Consider the following 18285-nt stretch of genomic DNA (forward strand, 5'->3'; position numbering starts at 1 on the left):
TCTCGTCACATTCCTCGTCGGGGAGCCTCGCCGGCTCCCTGGCCGGCCGCCACCTGCCGCAGGTACGGGTTGGTGGCGCGCTCCTGGCCGATGGTCGTCTGGGGGCCGTGGCCGGACAGCACCACGGTCGAGTCGTCGAGCGGCAGGCACACGCGGGCCAGCGAGTCGAGCATCTCGGCCATGTCACCGCCGGGCAGGTCGGTGCGTCCGATGGAGCCGGCGAACAGCAGGTCGCCCGAGAACAGGATCGGCGGGATGTCCGCCGCCTCGGGCATGCCGAAGGTCACCGACCCCTTGGTATGGCCCGGCGCGTGCGCGACGGACAGCTCCAGGCCCGCCAGCTCCAGCTTCGCCCCGTCGGCCAGCTCCTTGACGTCATCGGGCTCCCCCACGGTCAGCTCGCCCAGCAGCGGCATCCCGATGGAACGGCCGATCCCCTTCTCGGGGTCGCTCATCATGTACCGGTCGTCGGGGTGGATCCAGGCCGGCACGTCGTGCGCGCCGCACACCGGGACGACCGAGGCCACGTGGTCGATGTGGCCGTGGGTGAGGACGACGGCGACGGGCTTGAGCCGATGCTTCCTGATCGCTTCCTCGACGCCGTCGGCGGCCTGGTGGCCGGGGTCGATGATCACGCACTCCTCACCGGCGGCGGGGGCGACGAGGTAGCAGTTCGTCCCCCAGGCCCCGGCGGGGAACCCGGCAATGAGCACGATCGTCCTTCGTTGTGTCGATACGGGCGGCTGCGGCTGTCGTCAGAGCCTACCGGCGCTGCCGATTCCTCAGCGAACCCATATACGGTACGGGGCACACGCAGGCGGTCGGCGCACAGGCCCCACGCGTACCGGTCGACGTATCAGACGCATGAGGAGAGAACCCGGTGGTCAGCCAGGAACAGCGGCGGCGACAGCTCGCCCGTGAGAAGTACTTGCGGCAGCAGCAGCGACGCACCGACGCGCGACGCAAGGCCCGGATCCGCAACTCCGTGATCGCCTCGGTTCTCGGCGTGGTCGTGGTGCTCTCCGTGACGGCCTACCTGACCAAGCCGTTCGAGGACGACGGCACGAAGGAGAACGCGAACGCGGAGGTCACCCCGAGCGCCTCGCCCAGCAAGGCCCCGGACCCCTGCGAGAAGCCCGCCCCGGGCAAGGTCAAGTCGGAGACCTGGAAGAAGGAACCGGCGATGACCATCGACAAGTCGGCGAAGTACACGATGAAGCTGGACACGACCTGCGGCGAGATAGACATCGCGCTGAAGGCGTCGGCGGCACCGCACACCGTCAACTCGTTCGACTTCCTCGCCGGCAAGGGCTACTTCGACCACAGCAAGTGCCACCGGCTCACCAACCAGGGCATCTACGTCCTGCAGTGCGGCGACCCGCAGGGCACCGGCATGGGCGGCCCCGGCTACACCATCCCGGACGAGAACCTCAAGGACAAGAGCCTCAAGGGCGGGGTGTACCCGGCGGGCACGGTCGCGATGGCGAACCAGTACAACGCCCAGACCAAGCAGGGCCGCGACACCGGCGGCAGCCAGTTCTTCCTCGTCTACCAGGACAGCCAGCTGCCGCCCGACTACACACCGTTCGGTACGGTGTCCGAGGCGGGCATGAAGGTCCTGAAGAAGATCGCCGACGCCGGGGCCAAGGCCCCCGACCAGACGGGCACCACCGCACCCAACGCGACGGTCGTGATCAACAAGGCCACGGTCACGAAATCCTGATTCAACTGCGTAATTTCGGTCGCGCGGGATGCGGACAGGCCCCCCGCCGGTCGCCTATGTTGGCCGTGACGAAACTGTGGACGATGCCCGGGGGAGCTTCAGGCCCCCCGCAGGCATCATGTGGAGGAGGCGCTGTGAGCAGCGACCCGTGGGGCCGCGTCGACGAGACGGGGACCGTGTACGTGCGTACGGCCGACGGCGAGCAGGTCGTCGGTTCCTGGCAGGCGGGCTCCCCTGAGGAGGCGCTGGCCTATTTCGAGCGCAAGTACGAGGGCCTGGTTGTCGAGATCGGCCTCCTCGAGAAGCGAGTGAAGACCACCGACCTGTCGGCGAAGGACGCCCAGGCGGCCATCGACCACATCCGGGAGCAGGTCGACGCGCACCACGCGGTGGGCGACCTGGACGCCCTGCGGGTCCGGCTGGACAAGCTCGTGGAGCTGGTGGAGACGCGCCGCGAGCAGCGCAAGGCGCAGCGGGCGAAGCAGTCCGACGAGGCGCGCAAGGCCAAGGAGGAGCTGGTCGCCGAGGCCGAGCAGCTGGCGCAGTCCGACCAGTGGCGGGCGGCCGGTGAGCGGCTGCGGGCCCTGGTGGACACCTGGAAGGGCCTGCCGCGGCTGGACCGCAAGTCCGACGACGAGCTGTGGCACCGGTTCTCGCACGCGCGGTCGGCGTTCTCCAAGCGGCGCAAGCAGCACTTCGCGCAGCTCGACGCGCAGCGCGAGGAGGCCCGCAAGACCAAGGAGCGGCTGGTCGCCGAGGCCGAGGCCCTGTCGAACTCGACGGACTGGGGTGCGACGGCCGCGCGCTACCGCGAGCTGATGGCCGAGTGGAAGGCCGCGGGCCGCGCCCAGCGCGAGCACGAGGACGATCTGTGGAACCGCTTCCGCGGCGCCCAGGACGTCTTCTTCGCCGCGCGCAGCTCGGTCTTCGCCGAGCGGGACGCCGAGCAGGCGGAGAACCTCAAGCTCAAGGAGGAGCTGGCCGAGGAGGCCGAGAAGCTCCTGCCGATCACGGACCTGAAGGCGGCCCGGGCCGCGTTCCGGAACGTGAACGAGCGCTGGGAGGCCATCGGCCATGTGCCGCGCGACGCCCGGCCGAAGGTCGAGGGCCGGATGCACGCCGTCGAGCGGGCCATCCAGGAGGCCGAGGAGGCCGAGTGGCGCCGGACGAACCCGGAGGCACGTGCGCGTGCCGAGGGTCTGACGGGGCAGCTCCAGGCCGCGGTGGACAAGCTGCGGGGCCAGATCGAGCAGGCCCGGGCGCAGGGCAACAACGCCAGGGCCGACAAGCTCGAGCGTGAGCTGGAGGGCCGCCAGGCGCTGCTGGACCAGGCGCTGAAGGGCCTGCAGGAGTTCGGAGGCTGAGAGGTCTCCCACCTGAGAGGGGCTCCCGTACCTCGCGGTGCGGGAGCCCCTTTCGTGTGGTCGCTACGGGCCGTTACGACCTGCTGCGCGCCGAGGTCACCCGGTACACGTCGTAGACGCCCTCCACGCCCCGGACCGCCTTCAGCACATGGCCGAGATGCTTCGGGTCGCCCATCTCGAAGGTGAACCGGGAGGTGGCGACGCGGTCGCGGGAGGTCTGGACGGCCGCGGAGAGGATGTTGACGTGCTGGTCGGACAGCACCCGTGTGACGTCCGACAGGAGCCGGGAGCGGTCCAGGGCCTCGACCTGGATGGCGACCAGGAAGACCGAGGACTGCGTCGGCGCCCACTCGACGTCGAGGATGCGCTCGGGCTCCCGGGACAGCGAGTCGACGTTCACACAGTCGCTGCGGTGAACCGATACGCCACTGCCGCGGGTGACGAACCCGATGATGGGGTCGCCCGGGACGGGCGTGCAGCAGCGGGCCAGCTTGACCCACACGTCCTCGACGCCCTTGACGACGACGCCCGGGTCGGCGCTGGAGCGGCGCTTGCGGCTGCGGCCGCGGGCCGGCGGCACCGACTCGTCGATCTCCTCGGTGGCCGCCTCCTCCCCGCCGAGGGCCTGGACCAGTTTCTGCACGATGTTCTGCGCGGAGACGTGGCCCTCGCCGATCGCCGCGTACAGCGCGGAGATGTCGGCGTAGCGCATCTCGTGCGCCAGGGTCACCAGGGAGTCGCCGGTCAGGATGCGCTGGATCGGCAGGTTCTGCTTGCGCATGGCGCGGACGATGGCGTCCTTGCCCTGCTCGATCGCCTCGTCGCGGCGCTCCTTGGAGAACCAGGCGCGGATCTTGTTGCGGGCGCGCGGTGACTTGACGAAGCCGAGCCAGTCGCGGGAGGGCCCGGCGCCGGGTGCCTTGGAGGTGAAGACCTCGACCAGGTCGCCGTTGTCGAGGGTGGACTCCAGCGGGACCAGGCGGCCGTTGACGCGGGCGCCTATGGTGCGGTGGCCGACCTCGGTGTGCACGGCGTACGCGAAGTCGACGGGGGTGGCGCCCGCGGGGAGCGCTATGACGTCGCCCTTGGGGGTGAAGACGAAGACCTCGTTGCGGGACAGGTCGAAGCGCAGGGACTCCAGGAACTCGCCCGGGTCCTCGGTCTCCTTCTGCCAGTCGAGGAGCTGCCGCAGCCACGCCATGTCGTTGATGGCGTCCTTGTCCTTGCCGGAGGACTTGGGCGCGTCCGTGCGGACCTTGGAGGCGCCGGCGACGGCCTCCTGCTTGTACTTCCAGTGCGCGGCGATGCCGTACTCGGCGCGGCGGTGCATGTCGAACGTGCGGATCTGCAGCTCGACCGGCTTGCCGCCGGGGCCGATGACCGTCGTGTGCAGCGACTGGTACATGTTGAACTTGGGCATCGCGATGTAGTCCTTGAACCGGCCGGGGACCGGGTTCCAACGCGCGTGCACCGTGCCGAGGGCCGCGTAGCAGTCGCGGACGGTGTCCACGAGGACGCGGATGCCCACCAGGTCGTAGATCTCCGCGAAGTCCCGGCCGCGGACGATCATCTTCTGGTAGACGCTGTAGTAGTGCTTGGGGCGGCCGGTGACGGTCGCCTTGATGCGGGCCGCGCGCAGGTCCTGCTGGACCTCGTCGGTGACGATGGCCAGGTACTCGTCACGCTTCGGTGCCCGCTCGGCCACCAGCCGGACGATCTCGTCGTACATCTTGGGGTAGAGGATCGCGAAGGCGAGGTCCTCCAGCTCCCACTTGATGGTGTTCATGCCCAGGCGGTGGGCGAGCGGCGCGTAGATCTCCAGGGTCTCGCGCGCCTTCTTCTCCTGCTTCTCGCGCTTGAGGTAGCGCATGGTGCGCATGTTGTGCAGGCGGTCGGCGAGCTTGATGACCAGGACCCGCGGGTCCTTGGCCATGGCGACGACCATCTTGCGCACGGTCTCGGCCTGCGCGGCCTCGCCGAACTTGACCTTGTCGAGCTTGGTGACGCCGTCGACGAGCAGGGCGACGACGTCGCCGAAGTCGCGGCGCAGGTCCTCCAGGCCGTACTCGGTGTCCTCGACCGTGTCGTGCAGCAGGCCCGCCATCAGCGTGGCCGGATCCATGCCCAGCTCGGCGAGGATGGTCGTCACGGCGAGCGGGTGCGTGATGTACGGGTCGCCGCTCTTGCGCTTCTGGCCGCGGTGCCAGCGCTCGGCGACCTGGTAGGCGCGCTCGATCTGGCGGAGCGTCGACGTCTCGATCTTGGGGTCGTTGCCGCGCACTATCCGCAGCAGCGGCTCCAGCACCGGGTTGTAGGGGTTCGCGCGCTGCACGCCGAGACGGGCCAGACGGGCGCGGACGCGGTTGGAGGAGCCTGTGCGGGCCGGCTGGCCGGCGCTCTGGCGCACCGCGGGCGGGACCGGCTTGGGGCGCGACTGCTCAGCGGGCTTGTCGACCGGCGCCGCCTGGGCGTGTTCGACCGGCCCGCGGGTGTCGTTCTTCGCGTGGGGCGCGTTCGGCGCGGGCTTGGCCGCGGCTGCCGAGGCGGACTCGGGCTTGGCGGCGGTCAGGTGCTGGGCCTCGTCTGGCAAGAGGGCTCCTCGTGCGCGATCCGGGTCCCCCGGTCAGGCTCCGGAGACCCCATGGTAGCCATCCTGCGCCCCAGGATCGCCTTCAGGCCAATGTGAGGACCGTCTACCCGGGAAACGCACGGGGCGGGCGCCGGATGTTCCGGGCCCGCCCGTGCGGTGTCGTGCCGGTGTCCACCGGGCTGCTCGGGGATGGCTAGACCGTGAGCAGCGCCTCCAGCGGGGCACCGTTCAGCGCCGGTTCCAGGCGGGCGCGGCCGCTGAGGAAACCGAGCTCCATGAGGACGGCGAGGCCCGCGACCTCGGCGCCGGCCCGGCGGATGAGCTGGAGCGAGGCCTCGGCGGTGCCGCCGGTGGCGAGGACGTCGTCCACGACCAGGACGCGGTCGTCAGGGCTGAGGTCCTCGGCGTGCACCTCGATCTCGGCCGAGCCGTACTCCAGGTCGTAGGCCTGGGCGAGGGTGGCTCCGGGGAGCTTGCCCGCCTTGCGTACGGGGATGAAGCCGAGGCCTGCGCGGACGGCGACCGGGGCGCCGAGGATGAAGCCGCGGGCCTCCAGGCCGACGACCTTGGTGGCGCGGGTCCGCTCGGCGATCTCGGCGAGGGCGTCGGTGAGCGCGGTGAACGCCGCCGGGTCGGCCAGCAGCGGGGTGATGTCCTTGAACATCACGCCCGGCTCCGGGTAGTCGGCCACGTCCCGGATGCGGCTGAGCAGCAGCTCCCTGATGTCGGTCATCGGCGCTTCCCCGAGGGGCGGCCGCGGCCGCGGCTGCGGGACGCGGGCTGGTTGCGCGGGCCGACGACAGCGGCGGGCGCGGCGTCCTCGGGTTCGTCGCCGTACGACTCGTCGCCGGTCTCCTCCTGGGCGGTCTCGCCCTTGGCGGCGGACTGGGCCCGCTTGGCCAGGACGCGCTTCTTCAGGGCCTTCATCTGCGGCTCGCGCTCCTTCAGGTCGGCGACGAGCGGCGTGGCGATGAAGATCGAGGAGTAGGCACCGGCGGCGAGGCCGACGAACAGCGACAGCGAGATGTCGTTCAGCATGCCGGCGCCGAGGACACCGCCGCCGATGAACAGCAGGCCCGCCACCGGCAGCAGCGCGACCACCGTGGTGTTGACGGAGCGGACCAGGGTGCTGTTGATCGAACGGTTGGCGACGTCGCTGTAGGTCCAGCGGGTCTGCTTGGTGAGGTCCTTCGTCTGCTCCTTGAGGCTGTCGAAGACGACGACCGTGTCGTAGAGCGAGTAGCCGAGGATGGTCAGCAGACCGATCACCGTGCCGGGCGTGACCTCGAAGCCGACGAGGGCGTAGATGCCGACCGTGATGGTGATGTCGTGGATCAGGGCGACGAACGCCGCGACGGCCATGCGCCACTCGAAGGCGATCGCCAGGTAGATCACCACGAGGATGAGGAAGATGCCGAGGCCCTGCCAGGCCTTGTTGGCGATCTGCTCGCCCCAGCTGGGACCGACCAGCTCGGCGTTGATCTGCTCCGCGTCGACCTTGAGGTCGTCCGAGAGCTGGTTCTTGATCTGGTTGGCCTTGTCGGTCTCGATGCCGGCGACCTGGATCCGCAGGCTGCCGTCGCCGAGCTTCTGGACGATCGCGTCGTGGCCGGAGGCCTCTTCCGCGTACTCCTCGGCCCGGGAGACCGAGACGCTGACGTTCTTCGGGGTGGTGAAGACGGCACCGCCCTGGAACTCGATGCCCATGTTCAGGCCGCGCACCGCCAGGCCGACGATGGCCGTGATGGTGATCAGGATCGACAGGCCGTACCAGATCTTGCGGTTCTTGACGAAGTCGTAGCCGATCTCGCCACGGTGCAGTCGGGCGCCGAGGTTGCCGAGTTTCGACATCTCACGCCTCCTTCGTCTCGACGGGGGCGGAGGGACGGCGGGTGCGGCGCAGTGGCGGCTGGGCACCCAGGCTCTTCGGGTCGAGGCCGGACCACTTGTGGCCGCTCGCGAAGAAGGTGCGGCGGGCCAGCAGGGTCAGCAGCGGCTTGGTGAAGAGGAAGACGACCACCACGTCGAGCAGCGTGGTCAGACCGAGCGTGAAGGCGAAGCCGCGCACCTTGCCGACGGTGACGATGAAGAGCACCGCGGCGGCGAGGAACGACACGAAGTCGGAGACCAGGATGGTGCGCCGGGCGCGCGGCCAGGCCCGCTCGACGGCGGGGCGCAGCGTACGGCCCTCGCGGATCTCGTCGCGGACGCGTTCGAAGTACACGATGAACGAGTCCGCCGTGATGCCGATGGCGACGATGGCACCGCAGACGGCCGGCAGGTTCAGCGCGAAGCCGATGGCCGGGCCGAGCAGCGACATGATCGTGTAGGTGAGGGCGGCGGAGACCAGCAGCGACAGGATCGCGACGAACGACAGACCCCGGTAGTAGACCAGCAAGTAGAGGACGACCAGGGCGAGACCGATCGCGCCGGCGATCAGGCCGGCCCGCAGCTGGTCACCGCCGAGCGCGGCGGTGACGGTCGTCATGCTGTCCACCTTGAAGGTCAGCGGCAGCGCACCGTAGGTCAGCATGTTCGCGAGTTCCTGCGCGGACTGCTGGTTGAAGTTGCCGGAGATCTCCGCGTTGCCGCCGGTCAGGGCCTGGCGGACGTACGGGTCGGAGACCACGTCGCCGTCGAGGACGATCGCGAACTGGTTCTGCGGGGACTGGTTCTGCGCCAGCTTGCCGGTGATGGCGGCGAACTTCTTGGCGCCGCCGTCCGTGAAGTCCATCTGGACCGTCCAGCCCGCACCGGTCTGGGTGTTCAGGACGGCCTGGGCCTTGTCGACGTCGGTGCCGTCGACCTCGGCGGGGCCGAGGATGTACTTCTGCCACTGGCCCTGCGCGTTCTGCCCGCAGGCCAGGGTGGACTCGCCGGCCTTGGCGTTGTCGCCGATGGTGGAGCGGGTCTTGGTGTCGGTGCAGTCCAGTGCGGCGTACTGCGCCTGGAGCTTGCCCGGGTCGTCGCCGGAGGTGCCGCCGGAGGCGGACGGGGAGGGGCTGGCCTTCGCCTTGTCCGAGGCGCTCGCGGACGGGGTCGCGTCGGCCTTCAGCGCGTCGGTGACGGCGCGGCCCTGCGTGGTCGGGCTCGCGGACGGGGACGCCGAGTTCTTGTCGGTGGCCTCCGGCTTGTCGGTGGCCTTGCCCGACGGCTCGCCCGAGGGGCTGCCGGTGGGGGTCGGGGAGGGGCTGGCCGCGCCCTTGCCGCCGGAGACCTCGGTGGCGATGACGGGGCGGAAGTAGAGCTTGGCGGTGGTGCCGACCTGCTTGCGGGCCTGCTCGGAGTTGGTCCCCTTGGGGATGTTCACGACGATGTTGTCGCGGCCCTGCGTCTGGACCTCGGCCTCCGAGACGCCCAGACCATTGACACGGCGCTCCATGATGGAGACGGCGGTGTCCATGTTGGTCTTGTTGATCGCCGACTCGTTGCCGGCCTCGGGGACCGCCCGGAGCGTGATGCTCGTGCCGCCGGCCAGGTCGATGCCGAGACGCGGGGTCGTGTGTCCCGAGGCGAACATTCCACCGGTGAGCGCCGCGATGGCGATCAGGATCAGGGCCAGCGAGCGCCAGGGCTTGCTCTGGGCGCTCGCGCTCCGGCCCTTTTTAGGTGTGGCCACCTTCTCGTACTCCCTCTCGGGCCGCCTCGCTCCGGATCGGCGGGACGGGCGGCCATGACATGGTGTCGGGATTCCGTGCGAGCTATGGCGTGTCCCGGGGTGCGCGGGAACCTGCCCGCGCACCCCGGGACACGACTACTTCGCCTCGGAGTCGCCGTCGGTCTTCTTCGGCTCTGCGTCCGTCTTCGCCTCGCCGGCCGGGGCCTCGTCGGCCGGTTCCTCGGCCGTGTCCTTCTTGCCGAGGTCGACGGCCTTGTCGTCAGCGGGGGCGTCGGCGGCGGAGTCGCCGGTCTCGGTGAGGGAGGAGGCGTCGTCCGGGACGATGTCGGCGTCGGACTTCAGGTCGTGCTCGATGCCGTGGACGATGCGGTTGTACTCGTCGTCGGTGAGGACGGCACCGATGGCGTTCTTGGCGAAGAGGAGCTCGACGCCGGGGCCGGCGTCGACGAGGACGGTGTCCTCGTTCACCTCCTTGACCGTGGCGTACATGCCCCCGATGGTGCGGACACCGCTGCCGGGCTGCATTTGGTTCCGCATCTCCACGGCCTGCTGCTGCTTCTTCTTGGCCGACCGGGTCATCAGGAACATGGCCCCGATGAGCACGATGAACGGGAGGAGGGTCAGGAGACTCACGGGTCGGTACTTCCTTCACACGACCGCGCTGTGAGCGGCCAGATGGTTGGGGGTATGTACGCCGCCGACAAAGGCGGCATCGGCGGAGTCTAAGCGAGTCCGCGCGCATGGAACAACGCTCAGCATGGCACCGGGGTTCCTGCTCCGGCCACTGTCCTCGCCGTCCTGGAGCGGTGACCGCGCCGTCACGCCCCGAACAGGTCCTGTTGTCCGGTTCCGGCGGTCTGGGAGCGGGGCGGGGTGAGGCCGAGATGCGCCCATGCGGCGGGGGTGGCGACCCGGCCGCGCGGGGTGCGGGCCAGCAGTCCCTCCCGGACGAGGAAGGGCTCGGCGACCTCCTCGACGGTCTCGCGCTCCTCCCCCACCGCGACCGCGAGCGTGGACAGGCCCACGGGACCGCCGCCGAACAGCTTGAGCAGGGCTTCCAGCACGCCCCGGTCGAGACGGTCGAGGCCGCGCGCGTCCACCTCGTAGACGGCGAGGGCGGCCGCCGCGATGTCCTTGGTGATCAGCCCGTCGGCCTTGACCTGCGCGTAGTCGCGGACGCGGCGCAGCAGGCGGTTGGCGATGCGGGGCGTGCCGCGGGAACGGCCGGCGATCTCGGCGGCGCCGTCCGGCTCGATCTCGACCTCCAGGAGGTTCGCCGAGCGGTGGATGACCCGCTCCAGTTCGGCCGGTTCGTAGAACTCCATGTGCGCGGTGAAGCCGAAGCGGTCGCGCAGCGGGGGCGGCAGCAGGCCCGCGCGTGTGGTGGCGCCGACCAGGGTGAAGGGGGGCAGCTCCAGCGGGATGGCGGTGGCGCCCGGACCCTTGCCGACGATGACGTCGACGCGGAAGTCCTCCATCGCCATGTACAGCATCTCCTCGGCGGGCCGGGACATGCGGTGGATCTCGTCGAGGAAGAGGACCTCGCCCTCCTGGAGGGAGGAGAGGATCGCGGCGAGGTCGCCGGCGTGCTGGATGGCGGGGCCCGACGTGATGCGGATGGGGGCGCCCATCTCGGCCGCGATGATCATCGACAGGGTGGTCTTGCCGAGGCCGGGGGCGCCGGAGAGCAGCACGTGGTCGGCGGTGGCGCCGCGCGCGCGTGCCGCCCGGAGGACGAGGTCGAGCTGTTCGCGGACCTTCTCCTGGCCGATGAACTCGTCCAGGTCCTTGGGGCGCAGGGCGGCCTCGACGGCCTGGTCCTCACGGTCGGCGACGGAGTCCACCAGCCGCTCCGCGGCGGGCCCGCCGAGCGGCTCGGCGGCATCGGCGTCGGTCGTGTCGTCCCAGTTCATGTGATGTGCCTCAAGAGGTGGGGGTCAGCGGGCGCGGTTCAGGGTCTGCAGGGCCGCCTTCAGCAGCTGGCCGACCTGGGGGGTGCCCCCGGCGGCCTCGGCCTGCGGGGCCACGGCGGCGACGGCCTCGTCGGCCTCGCGGGTCGCGTACCCGAGGCCGATCAGGGCCGCGTGCAGCTGGTCGCGCCAGCCGGAGCTGGCCGGTGCGCCGACGGCGGGTGCGCCGACCGGGGCGCCGAGCCGGTCCTTCAGCTCCAGCAGCAGCTTCTGGGCGCCCTTCTTGCCGATGCCGGGGACGGCCGTGAGGGCCTTCTCGTCGCCGGTGGCGACCGCCCGGCGCAGGGCGTCCGGGGTGTGCACGGCGAGCATCGCCTGGGCGAGTCTGGGGCCGACGCCGCTCGCGGTCTGGAGCAGCTCGAAGACCTGCCGCTCGTCGTCGTCGGCGAAGCCGTACAGGGTGAGGGAGTCCTCGCGCACGACCAAGGAGGTGTGCAGCTTGGCCGGCTGCCCCATGCGGAGGGTGGAGAGGGTGTTCGGCGTGCACTGGACGGCCATGCCGACACCGCCGACCTCGACGACCGCGGCGTCCGGGGCGAGTGCGGCCACTGTGCCGCTGACGAAGGCGATCATGCCGTACGGCCTTTCGATGCTTGGGTGGCGTGCAGGGCGACGGCCTGCTGGAGTCGGTTCTGCGCGGGGGCGCGCCAGATGTGGCAGATGGCGAGGGCGAGGGCGTCGGCCGCGTCGGCGGGCCTGGGCGGTGCGCTGAGCCGGAGCAGGCGGGTCACCATCGCGCCCACCTGTGCCTTGTCGGCCCGGCCGCTGCCGGTGACGGCGGCCTTGACCTCGCTGGGGGTGTGCAGGGCGACGGGGATGCCGCGGCGGGCTGCGCAGAGCATGGCGACGGCGCTGGCCTGGGCGGTGCCCATCACCGTACGGACGTTGTGCTGGCTGAAGACGCGCTCCACGGCGACGAACTCGGGCCGGTGCTCGTCGAGCCACTGCTCGATGCCCTGCTCGATGGCGACGAGGCGGTGGCCGAGGTCCGCGTCGGCGGGGGTCCGGACGACGCCGACGCCGACCATCGTGAGCGGCCGTCCGGCGACGCCCTCGACGACGCCCACACCGCACCGGGTCAGTCCCGGGTCCACCCCCAGTACGCGCACGCGCCCTCCCTTTCGCTCACCTGTTTGTGCAGGCTATCGGGTGCCACCGACAACGCGACGGGCCGACGGGGTGTGTCCCGTCGGCCCGTTGAACCCGTGCGCGGCTCAGGCGTCGACCTTCTCCATGACCTCGTCGCTGACGTCGAAGTTGGCGAAGACGTTCTGCACGTCGTCGCTGTCCTCCAGCGCGTCGATCAGCTTGAAGATCTTCTTGGCGCCCTCCTCGTCCAGCTCGACCTGCATGGTCGGGACGAAGTTGGCGTCGGCGGAGTCGTAGTCGATGCCGGCGTCCTGGAGGGCGGTGCGGACCGCGACCAGGTCGGTGGCCTCGCTGATGACCTCGAAGGTCTCGCCGAGGTCGTTGACCTCCTCGGCACCGGCGTCCAGGACGGCGCCGAGGACGTCGTCCTCGGTCAGCTCGCCCTTGGGGACGATCACGACGCCCTTGCGGTTGAACAGGTACGACACCGAGCCCGGGTCGGCCATGGAGCCGCCGTTGCGGGTCATGGCGACGCGGACCTCGGAGGCGGCGCGGTTGCGGTTGTCGGTGAGGCACTCGATGAGCACCGCGACGCCGTTCGGACCGTAGCCCTCGTACATGATCGTCTCGTAGTCGGCGCCGCCGGCCTCCAGGCCCGCGCCGCGCTTGACCGCGGAGTCGATGTTCTTGTTGGGGACCGACGACTTCTTCGCCTTCTGGATGGCGTCGTAGAGCGTCGGGTTGCCCTCGGGGTCGGCGCCGCCCATCCGCGCCGCCACCTCGATGTTCTTGATCAGCTTCGCGAAGAGCTTGCCGCGCTTGGCATCGATGACGGCCTTCTTGTGCTTCGTCGTGGCCCATTTAGAGTGGCCGGACATCTGCCTGTCTCCTTCGCGTAACCCATCTCAGCAACGAACGCAGGAATCCTACAAGGAGTCCGCTGTCCGGTTCGCCCGCACCATGTCGACGAACAGGGCGTGCACCCGGTGGTCGCCGGTCAGTTCCGGGTGGAACGACGTGGCCAGCGCGTTGCCCTGGCGGACGGCGACGATGTGGCCGTCGTGCTCGGCGAGCACCTCGGCGGCGGCGCCGACGGACTCGACCCAGGGGGCGCGGATGAAGACGCCCTCCACGGGGTCGCCCTCGACGCCCTCGACGGCGACGGCCGCCTCGAAGGACTCGTTCTGCCGGCCGAAGGCGTTGCGGCGCACGATCATGTCGATGCCGCCGACGGTCTCCTGGCCCGAGCGCGGGTCGAGGATCTTGTCGGCGAGCATGATCATGCCGGCGCAGGTGCCGTAGACGGGCATGCCGTCCCGCACGCGCGCGCGGAGGGGCTCCATCACGCCGAACAGGATGGCCAGCTTGGAGATGGTGGTGGACTCGCCGCCGGGGATGACGAGGCCGTCCACCTCGGCGAGTTCTTCGGGGCGCCGCACCGGCCTGGCCACGGCGTCGGCCGCGGCCAGGGCGACGAGGTGCTCCCGTACGTCGCCCTGGAGGGCCAGGACGCCTATGACGGGGGTGTCGCTCATGAGTTCCTGTGCCTTACCAGCCGCGGTTGGCGTAGCGCTCGGTCTCGGGGAGGGTGTCGCAGTTGATGCCGACCATGGCCTCGCCGAGGTTGCGGGACGCGTCCGCGATGATCTTCGGGTCGTCGTAGAAGGTGGTGGCCTTGACGATGGCGGCGGCGCGCTTGGCCGGGTCGCCGGACTTGAAGATGCCGGAGCCGACGAAGACGCCCTCGGCGCCGAGCTGGCGCATCAGGGCCGCGTCGGCCGGGGTGGCGACGCCGCCGGCGGAGAACAGCACGACCGGGAGCTTGCCCAGCTCGGCGACCTCCTTGACCAGCTCGTACGGGGCGCGCAGCTCCTTGGCGGCGGCGTACAGCTCGTGGTTGTCGAAGCCGCGGAGCTTGGCGATCTCGTTCTTGATCTGGCGCAGGTGCCGCACGGCCTCGACGACGTTGCCGGTGCCGGCCTCGCCCTTGGAGCGGATCATCGCGGCGCCCTCGGCGATGCGGCGCAGGGCCTCGCCCAGGTTGGTGGCACCACAGACGAACGGCGTGGTGAAGGCCCACTTGTCGGAGTGGTTGACCTCGTCGGCCGGGGTGAGGACCTCGGACTCGTCGATGTAGTCGACGCCGAGGGACTGCAGTACCTGGGCCTCGACGAAGTGGCCGATGCGGGACTTGGCCATGACCGGGATCGAGACGGCCTCGATGATGCCCTCGATCATGTCCGGGTCGGACATGCGGGCCACGCCGCCGTCCTTGCGGATGTCGGCCGGGACCCGCTCCAGGGCCATGACGGCGACGGCGCCCGCGTCCTCGGCGATCTTCGCCTGCTCCGGCGTGACGACGTCCATGATGACGCCGCCCTTGAGCTGCTCGGCCATGCCGCGCTTCACACGGGCGGTGCCGGTCTCGGGGGCCTGGTTCTCGGAGATGGACACGGATGACCTCGCTGGTGGGAAAGGGGGGTTTTCTGCAGCACCGAGGAAACGTGAGGGGACCAGGCCACAGCAAGGGCCAATGGGAACGCTGTGGATCCTTTTTCGGCATACCGCCGGGTAACGGCACGGCAAGGGGGGTTCAGGCCGCCCGGGCCACGAGGGCCTGCGGTGGCTCGTCGTCCATCTCGAAGGCCATCGGGAACGGGGCGTGGCCCGCCAGGCGGAACCAGCGGACCTTGCGGTGGCGGCGCAGGGCCCGCGCGGCCCGTACGGCGTCGTTGTGGAAGCGGCGGGCCATGGGGACGCGGCGGACGGCCTGCGCGAGTTCCTCGGCGGCCTCCTCGCCCCCGGGCGCCTCCCGCACCGCCTCCACCTGCTGCGCCTCCCCGAAGACGGCCCGCAGCGCCTGGCTCAGTTCGCTCTCGGCGACCTCGCGCTGCTCCTCCTCCGCCTGCCGGGCGGCGTGCGCGGCCTCGTACAGCACGATGGAGGCGGCCGGATCCAGCACCCCCGACGTCGCCAGTTCCTGTGCCACCGAGGCCCGGCGCAGCAGCTGCGCGTCCAGGGCGGCCCGGGCGGCGTCGATCCGGGCGTGGAGGCGGTCGAGGCGGCCGGCGGTCCAGCTCAGGTAGAGCCCGACCGCGACCAGGGCCACGGCGATCCAGATGAGAGTGGTGGTCACGGGCGGCAAGGCTAGCGGCAGGCGGGAGGCGCCGGTTCACCCCGCCCTGCCCTGTCCTGTCCCGGATCGGTCAGCGGTTGCGTTCGTCCGGCACCGGCGGGATGGACATCAGTGTCTTGAAGTGCCCTTTGGGGTGTCCCTCGCCGACGAGCTGGTCCTCCGCCTCGACCCAGGCGTGGGCGGCGAAGGGATGGGTGCGCACTCCGGTGCACCAGGTGGGCCAGACGCCGCGCGCGCGGCAGAGCAGAGCGGTGGCGATGGAGCGTTGCAGGCAGCCCTGCCCGGCGCAGCGCAGGCTGACGGACACGACCTCCTCGCGGGCCCGGAGCGCCTGGGCGGCCGTGGCCGGTGCGGCGCCGCGGCGGGCGAACTCCAGGACCTTGCGCAGCCGGGCCGGTCTGGCCCTGGCCAGCAGCCGGGCGACGCCCACGACCAGCAGGGGCAGCACGCGGCGGTGCGGTGGCAGTCGGCGGCGTTCGGCGAGCGCGACGGACATGCTCATGAGATCACCAGCTCCGAGCCGCGCAGCCGCTCGATCACGGCGGTCACATCGCGTTCGGCCTGCTCGGGGGTGATGCCGTAGCGGTTCGCGAGTTCGGCGGCGATGCCGGCGGGCTCCTGTCCGCCGAGCAGCCGGCGCAGCACCTGGGCACCGGTGGTGTTCAACTGCCAGTACCGGCCGGTGCGTTCGTTGAGCAGGACCGTGCCGTCGTCGGTGTCGGTGGTGCTGACGTCAGGATGCAGACGCACGGGCGTCGAACCTCCAAGCGGGGGCGGGGCGGGTGGCGGAGCGCAGCCAGGTCTCGCAGCCGATCAGGGGCTCCAGGGCGATCCGCGTGGAGTTGTCCGGCTGGGGCGCGAGCAGCCGGGTGCGCAGTGCGCCGGGGTCGATCAGGCCGTGGGCGGCGAGGGCGGAGTCCTCGAACAGTTCCAGGACCGCGGGCAGGTTGCGGCGCAGTCCGCTGTTGGCCTCGTCGCTGAACTCGCCCTTGGTGGAGCGACCCAGCACCGGCTCCGGCACGATGCCGCGCATCGCCTCGGCGAGCAGCGGCTTGTACCGCCAGGGGCCGGCGTGTTCATGGGTGCGGACCGCCAGGACCGCTTCCACCACGCGGTCGTCGAAGAACGGCGAGTCGAGCTGGACGCCGTCGTCCGCGAAGACGCGGGCCAGCAGCCGGTACCAGGGGGCGCTGGTGCGCACGGCGAGCAGCGACTGGTGCTGTGCCAGGTCGGCGGAGAGCGGCCGTACGCGGGTGGCGGTGTCTCGCAGGGCCTCCCGGGCGGCGTCGATCGCGTCGCCGGTGGCCCAGGACGGTGCCCGCAGGCTCCACAGGCCCCAGCCGAGGGCGGGCCGGCGTTTCGGCGGGGACGGGTCGGTGAGCCGGTCGGCCTGGGTCCGCCACCAGTCGGCCTCGTCACCGGGGCGGGTCAGCGCGGCGAGGGTGGGCAGCAGGGGCCAGCGCTTCAGCGCGCCGTAGCCGCGGACGTGGCGCAGGGCGGTCAGCGGGCGGCGCCGGAGCAGGGTGTGGAGGTAGCCGGGGAACGGGGTGAACAGTTCGTCGCCGCCGTGTCCGGCGAGGTGCCGGCGCGATCCGCTGCCGGACAGCAGCCGGGCGGTGTGGCGGGTCCGCGCGAGGGTGCGGACGAACGGATACGGCTCCTCGGTGTCCACCGGGGCGTCCGCGTCGGTGAACAGCGCCGGGAGGTCGCCGGGAGGCACGACGAGGTGCTCGGCCCGGTCGAGGGAGCCGATGGCGTGGGCGGCGAAGGCGGCGTCGTCGTTGCCCGCCTCGGCCTCGCCCCAGCGGAACGTCAGCAGGCCGGGGGTGTTCCGGGCGGCGAGGAAGCACAGGGACGTGGAGTCCATGCCGCCGGAGAGGTCCGTGCTCAGCCGGCCGCGGCCGGGGGCGCGGTCGCCGAGGGCCGTGGCAAGGGTCTCCCGGAGCCTCTCGGCGCCTGTCCGCAGGGACAGTTCGGGTGCCGGTGGCTGCCACCAGCGTGTCTCGCGCACCTGGTCGTGCTCCCACACCAGGCAGTGGTCGGGCGCCAGCGGGGAGATCCCGGACCACAGGGGCCGGTCGCCGAGCGGGGGCGGCAGGAACCCGCCCGTGGCCACGCGGAGCGCCAGCGCCTGTTCGTCGATGCCGGCGCCGGTCATCGCCGCGAGCACGTCGGCGCGGTCCGCCGCGATCTCGACGCCGTGCGTCCGGGTGCGGAAGACCCGGCGCAGTCCGGTCGCGCTGCCCTGGAAGCGCACGGCCGAGGGGGCCGAGACCACCAGGTGGCAGGAGCCGGGCAGGGCGGCCGCCAGCTCGTCCGCGTCGGCCACCGTCCGGACGCGGGCGGCGAGTCGGGTGAGCCGGGCGGCGGGGACCGGGCAGATCCCGGCCACCGCCACCCGCACCGGGCCCGCCGCGACCACCGTGATCTCGCCGGGGGCCCACCGGCCCACCAGCCACGGTCGTCCCGAGGCGTGCGCGAACTCCCGCGGCGACGCCCAGGGCACCGCCGCGCGCGCGTCGGCCGCGGCTGCCGTGTCCGGCAGGACCACGAACCCGGTGCTGCTCATCTGCTCATCTCTCCGGGAGCCGACGCAGCGACGACTAGAAGTCGCCGGAGTAGTGACCGAAGATGTCGTTGCCCCAGCCGATGAAGCCGAGGGTGTCCTCGTTGAACTCGCCGACCTCGGTCAGCGTCGGCGGCGCGTACGGCTCGGTGGTCGAGAACTCGATCTGCTCGTCCATGGCATCCTCCACGGTTACGAAGGGCAGCCGGGCGGCTACCCGTTGCACCG

At 71.2% G+C, this 18285-nt stretch carries 19 protein-coding genes; 2 read left to right on the plus strand and 17 right to left on the minus strand.

The window, feature by feature from the left end; genetic code table 11:
* Nucleotides 1–5 precede the first annotated feature (5 nt).
* Entirely contained in the window at nt 6–713 is a 708-nt protein-coding gene (locus C1703_RS06200) for an MBL fold metallo-hydrolase (protein WP_114250940.1), read from the minus strand.
* Between the two features lie 167 nt (nt 714–880).
* On the opposite strand from C1703_RS06200, the gene C1703_RS06205 reads away from it, so the two are divergent.
* Entirely contained in the window at nt 881–1723 is an 843-nt protein-coding gene (locus tag C1703_RS06205; RefSeq protein ID WP_114250941.1) for a peptidylprolyl isomerase, read from the plus strand.
* Nucleotides 1724–1857: 134 nt separating this feature from the next.
* Nucleotides 1858–3087, plus strand: a complete 1230-nt coding sequence (locus tag C1703_RS06210) for a DUF349 domain-containing protein (protein ID WP_114250942.1) — start codon at nt 1858–1860, stop codon at nt 3085–3087.
* A 73-nt stretch (nt 3088–3160) separates the two neighbouring features.
* Here C1703_RS06210 and relA read toward each other — a convergent pair whose 3' ends face one another.
* The 16 genes from relA to C1703_RS06295 all read right to left on the minus strand — a co-directional run bounded on the left by relA (nt 3161) and on the right by C1703_RS06295 (nt 18235).
* Nucleotides 3161–5677 (minus strand): GTP pyrophosphokinase, encoded by a 2517-nt coding sequence (relA, locus tag C1703_RS06215; protein WP_114250943.1) that lies wholly within the window; start codon nt 5675–5677, stop codon nt 3161–3163.
* Between the two features lie 193 nt (nt 5678–5870).
* Entirely contained in the window at nt 5871–6410 is a 540-nt protein-coding gene (locus tag C1703_RS06225; protein WP_114250944.1) for an adenine phosphoribosyltransferase, read from the minus strand.
* A complete protein-coding gene (gene secF, locus C1703_RS06230; protein ID WP_114250945.1) occupies nt 6407–7528 on the minus strand; it encodes a protein translocase subunit SecF in 1122 nt (373 codons plus the stop codon). Before secF ends, C1703_RS06225 begins: the two co-directional genes overlap by 4 nt.
* Before the next feature lies 1 nt (nt 7529).
* Nucleotides 7530–9296 carry a protein translocase subunit SecD gene (secD, locus tag C1703_RS06235; RefSeq protein WP_114250946.1) on the minus strand — a complete coding sequence of 589 codons (1767 nt, stop codon included), beginning with the start codon at nt 9294–9296 and terminating at the stop codon, nt 7530–7532.
* Nucleotides 9297–9431: 135 nt separating this feature from the next.
* Complete coding sequence (gene yajC, locus C1703_RS06240; RefSeq protein ID WP_114250947.1) at nt 9432–9929, minus strand: preprotein translocase subunit YajC; 498 nt, start codon at nt 9927–9929, stop codon at nt 9432–9434.
* Between the two features lie 185 nt (nt 9930–10114).
* Nucleotides 10115–11209, minus strand: a complete 1095-nt coding sequence (gene ruvB, locus C1703_RS06245; RefSeq protein ID WP_114250948.1) for a Holliday junction branch migration DNA helicase RuvB — start codon at nt 11207–11209, stop codon at nt 10115–10117.
* A 24-nt stretch (nt 11210–11233) separates the two neighbouring features.
* Nucleotides 11234–11839 (minus strand): Holliday junction branch migration protein RuvA, encoded by a 606-nt coding sequence (gene ruvA / locus C1703_RS06250; protein ID WP_114250949.1) that lies wholly within the window; start codon nt 11837–11839, stop codon nt 11234–11236.
* On the minus strand, nt 11836–12375 hold the full coding sequence (ruvC, locus tag C1703_RS06255; RefSeq protein WP_114250950.1) for a crossover junction endodeoxyribonuclease RuvC: 540 nt from the start codon (nt 12373–12375) through the stop codon (nt 11836–11838). The genes ruvA and ruvC overlap by 4 nt, the downstream gene beginning before the upstream one ends.
* 105 nt (nt 12376–12480) lie before the next feature.
* Complete coding sequence (locus C1703_RS06260; protein WP_031116589.1) at nt 12481–13233, minus strand: YebC/PmpR family DNA-binding transcriptional regulator; 753 nt, start codon at nt 13231–13233, stop codon at nt 12481–12483.
* 48 nt (nt 13234–13281) lie between these two features.
* Nucleotides 13282–13890 carry a pyridoxal 5'-phosphate synthase glutaminase subunit PdxT gene (gene pdxT, locus C1703_RS06265; RefSeq protein WP_114250951.1) on the minus strand — a complete coding sequence of 203 codons (609 nt, stop codon included), beginning with the start codon at nt 13888–13890 and terminating at the stop codon, nt 13282–13284.
* Between the two features lie 13 nt (nt 13891–13903).
* Entirely contained in the window at nt 13904–14809 is a 906-nt protein-coding gene (gene pdxS, locus C1703_RS06270; RefSeq protein WP_114250952.1) for a pyridoxal 5'-phosphate synthase lyase subunit PdxS, read from the minus strand.
* Between the two features lie 139 nt (nt 14810–14948).
* Nucleotides 14949–15491, minus strand: coding sequence for a hypothetical protein (locus C1703_RS06275; protein ID WP_114257315.1), 543 nt, complete (start codon nt 15489–15491; stop codon nt 14949–14951).
* A gap of 70 nt (nt 15492–15561) precedes the next feature.
* Nucleotides 15562–15993 carry a lasso peptide biosynthesis B2 protein gene (locus tag C1703_RS06280; protein ID WP_114250953.1) on the minus strand — a complete coding sequence of 144 codons (432 nt, stop codon included), beginning with the start codon at nt 15991–15993 and terminating at the stop codon, nt 15562–15564.
* Entirely contained in the window at nt 15990–16241 is a 252-nt protein-coding gene (locus C1703_RS06285; RefSeq protein ID WP_114250954.1) for a lasso peptide biosynthesis PqqD family chaperone, read from the minus strand. Before C1703_RS06285 ends, C1703_RS06280 begins: the two co-directional genes overlap by 4 nt.
* On the minus strand, nt 16225–18060 hold the full coding sequence (locus C1703_RS06290) for a lasso peptide isopeptide bond-forming cyclase (protein ID WP_114250955.1): 1836 nt from the start codon (nt 18058–18060) through the stop codon (nt 16225–16227). Before C1703_RS06290 ends, C1703_RS06285 begins: the two co-directional genes overlap by 17 nt.
* Before the next feature lie 34 nt (nt 18061–18094).
* Nucleotides 18095–18235, minus strand: coding sequence for a lasso RiPP family leader peptide-containing protein (locus C1703_RS06295; protein ID WP_114250956.1), 141 nt, complete (start codon nt 18233–18235; stop codon nt 18095–18097).
* Nucleotides 18236–18285: the final 50 nt, after the last annotated feature.

Origin of the sequence: Streptomyces sp. Go-475 (genome assembly GCF_003330845.1) — a bacterium.
Lineage (GTDB): Bacteria > Actinomycetota > Actinomycetes > Streptomycetales > Streptomycetaceae > Streptomyces.

Bases quoted from the DNA above. Each gene is read 5' to 3' on its own strand.
- C1703_RS06225 (WP_114250944.1), bottom strand. From the start codon at position 6,410: ATGACCGACATCAGGGAGCTGCTGCTCAGCCGCATCCGGGACGTGGCC.
- secF (WP_114250945.1), bottom strand. From the start codon at position 7,528: ATGTCGAAACTCGGCAACCTCGGCGCCCGACTGCACCGTGGCGAGATC.
- ruvB (WP_114250948.1), bottom strand. From the start codon at position 11,209: ATGAACTGGGACGACACGACCGACGCCGATGCCGCCGAGCCGCTCGGC.
- ruvA (WP_114250949.1), bottom strand. From the start codon at position 11,839: ATGATCGCCTTCGTCAGCGGCACAGTGGCCGCACTCGCCCCGGACGCC.
- C1703_RS06260 (WP_031116589.1), bottom strand. From the start codon at position 13,233: ATGTCCGGCCACTCTAAATGGGCCACGACGAAGCACAAGAAGGCCGTC.
- pdxT (WP_114250951.1), bottom strand. From the start codon at position 13,890: ATGAGCGACACCCCCGTCATAGGCGTCCTGGCCCTCCAGGGCGACGTA.
- C1703_RS06280 (WP_114250953.1), bottom strand. From the start codon at position 15,993: ATGAGCATGTCCGTCGCGCTCGCCGAACGCCGCCGACTGCCACCGCAC.
- C1703_RS06290 (WP_114250955.1), bottom strand. From the start codon at position 18,060: ATGAGCAGCACCGGGTTCGTGGTCCTGCCGGACACGGCAGCCGCGGCC.
- C1703_RS06295 (WP_114250956.1), bottom strand. From the start codon at position 18,235: ATGGACGAGCAGATCGAGTTCTCGACCACCGAGCCGTACGCGCCGCCG.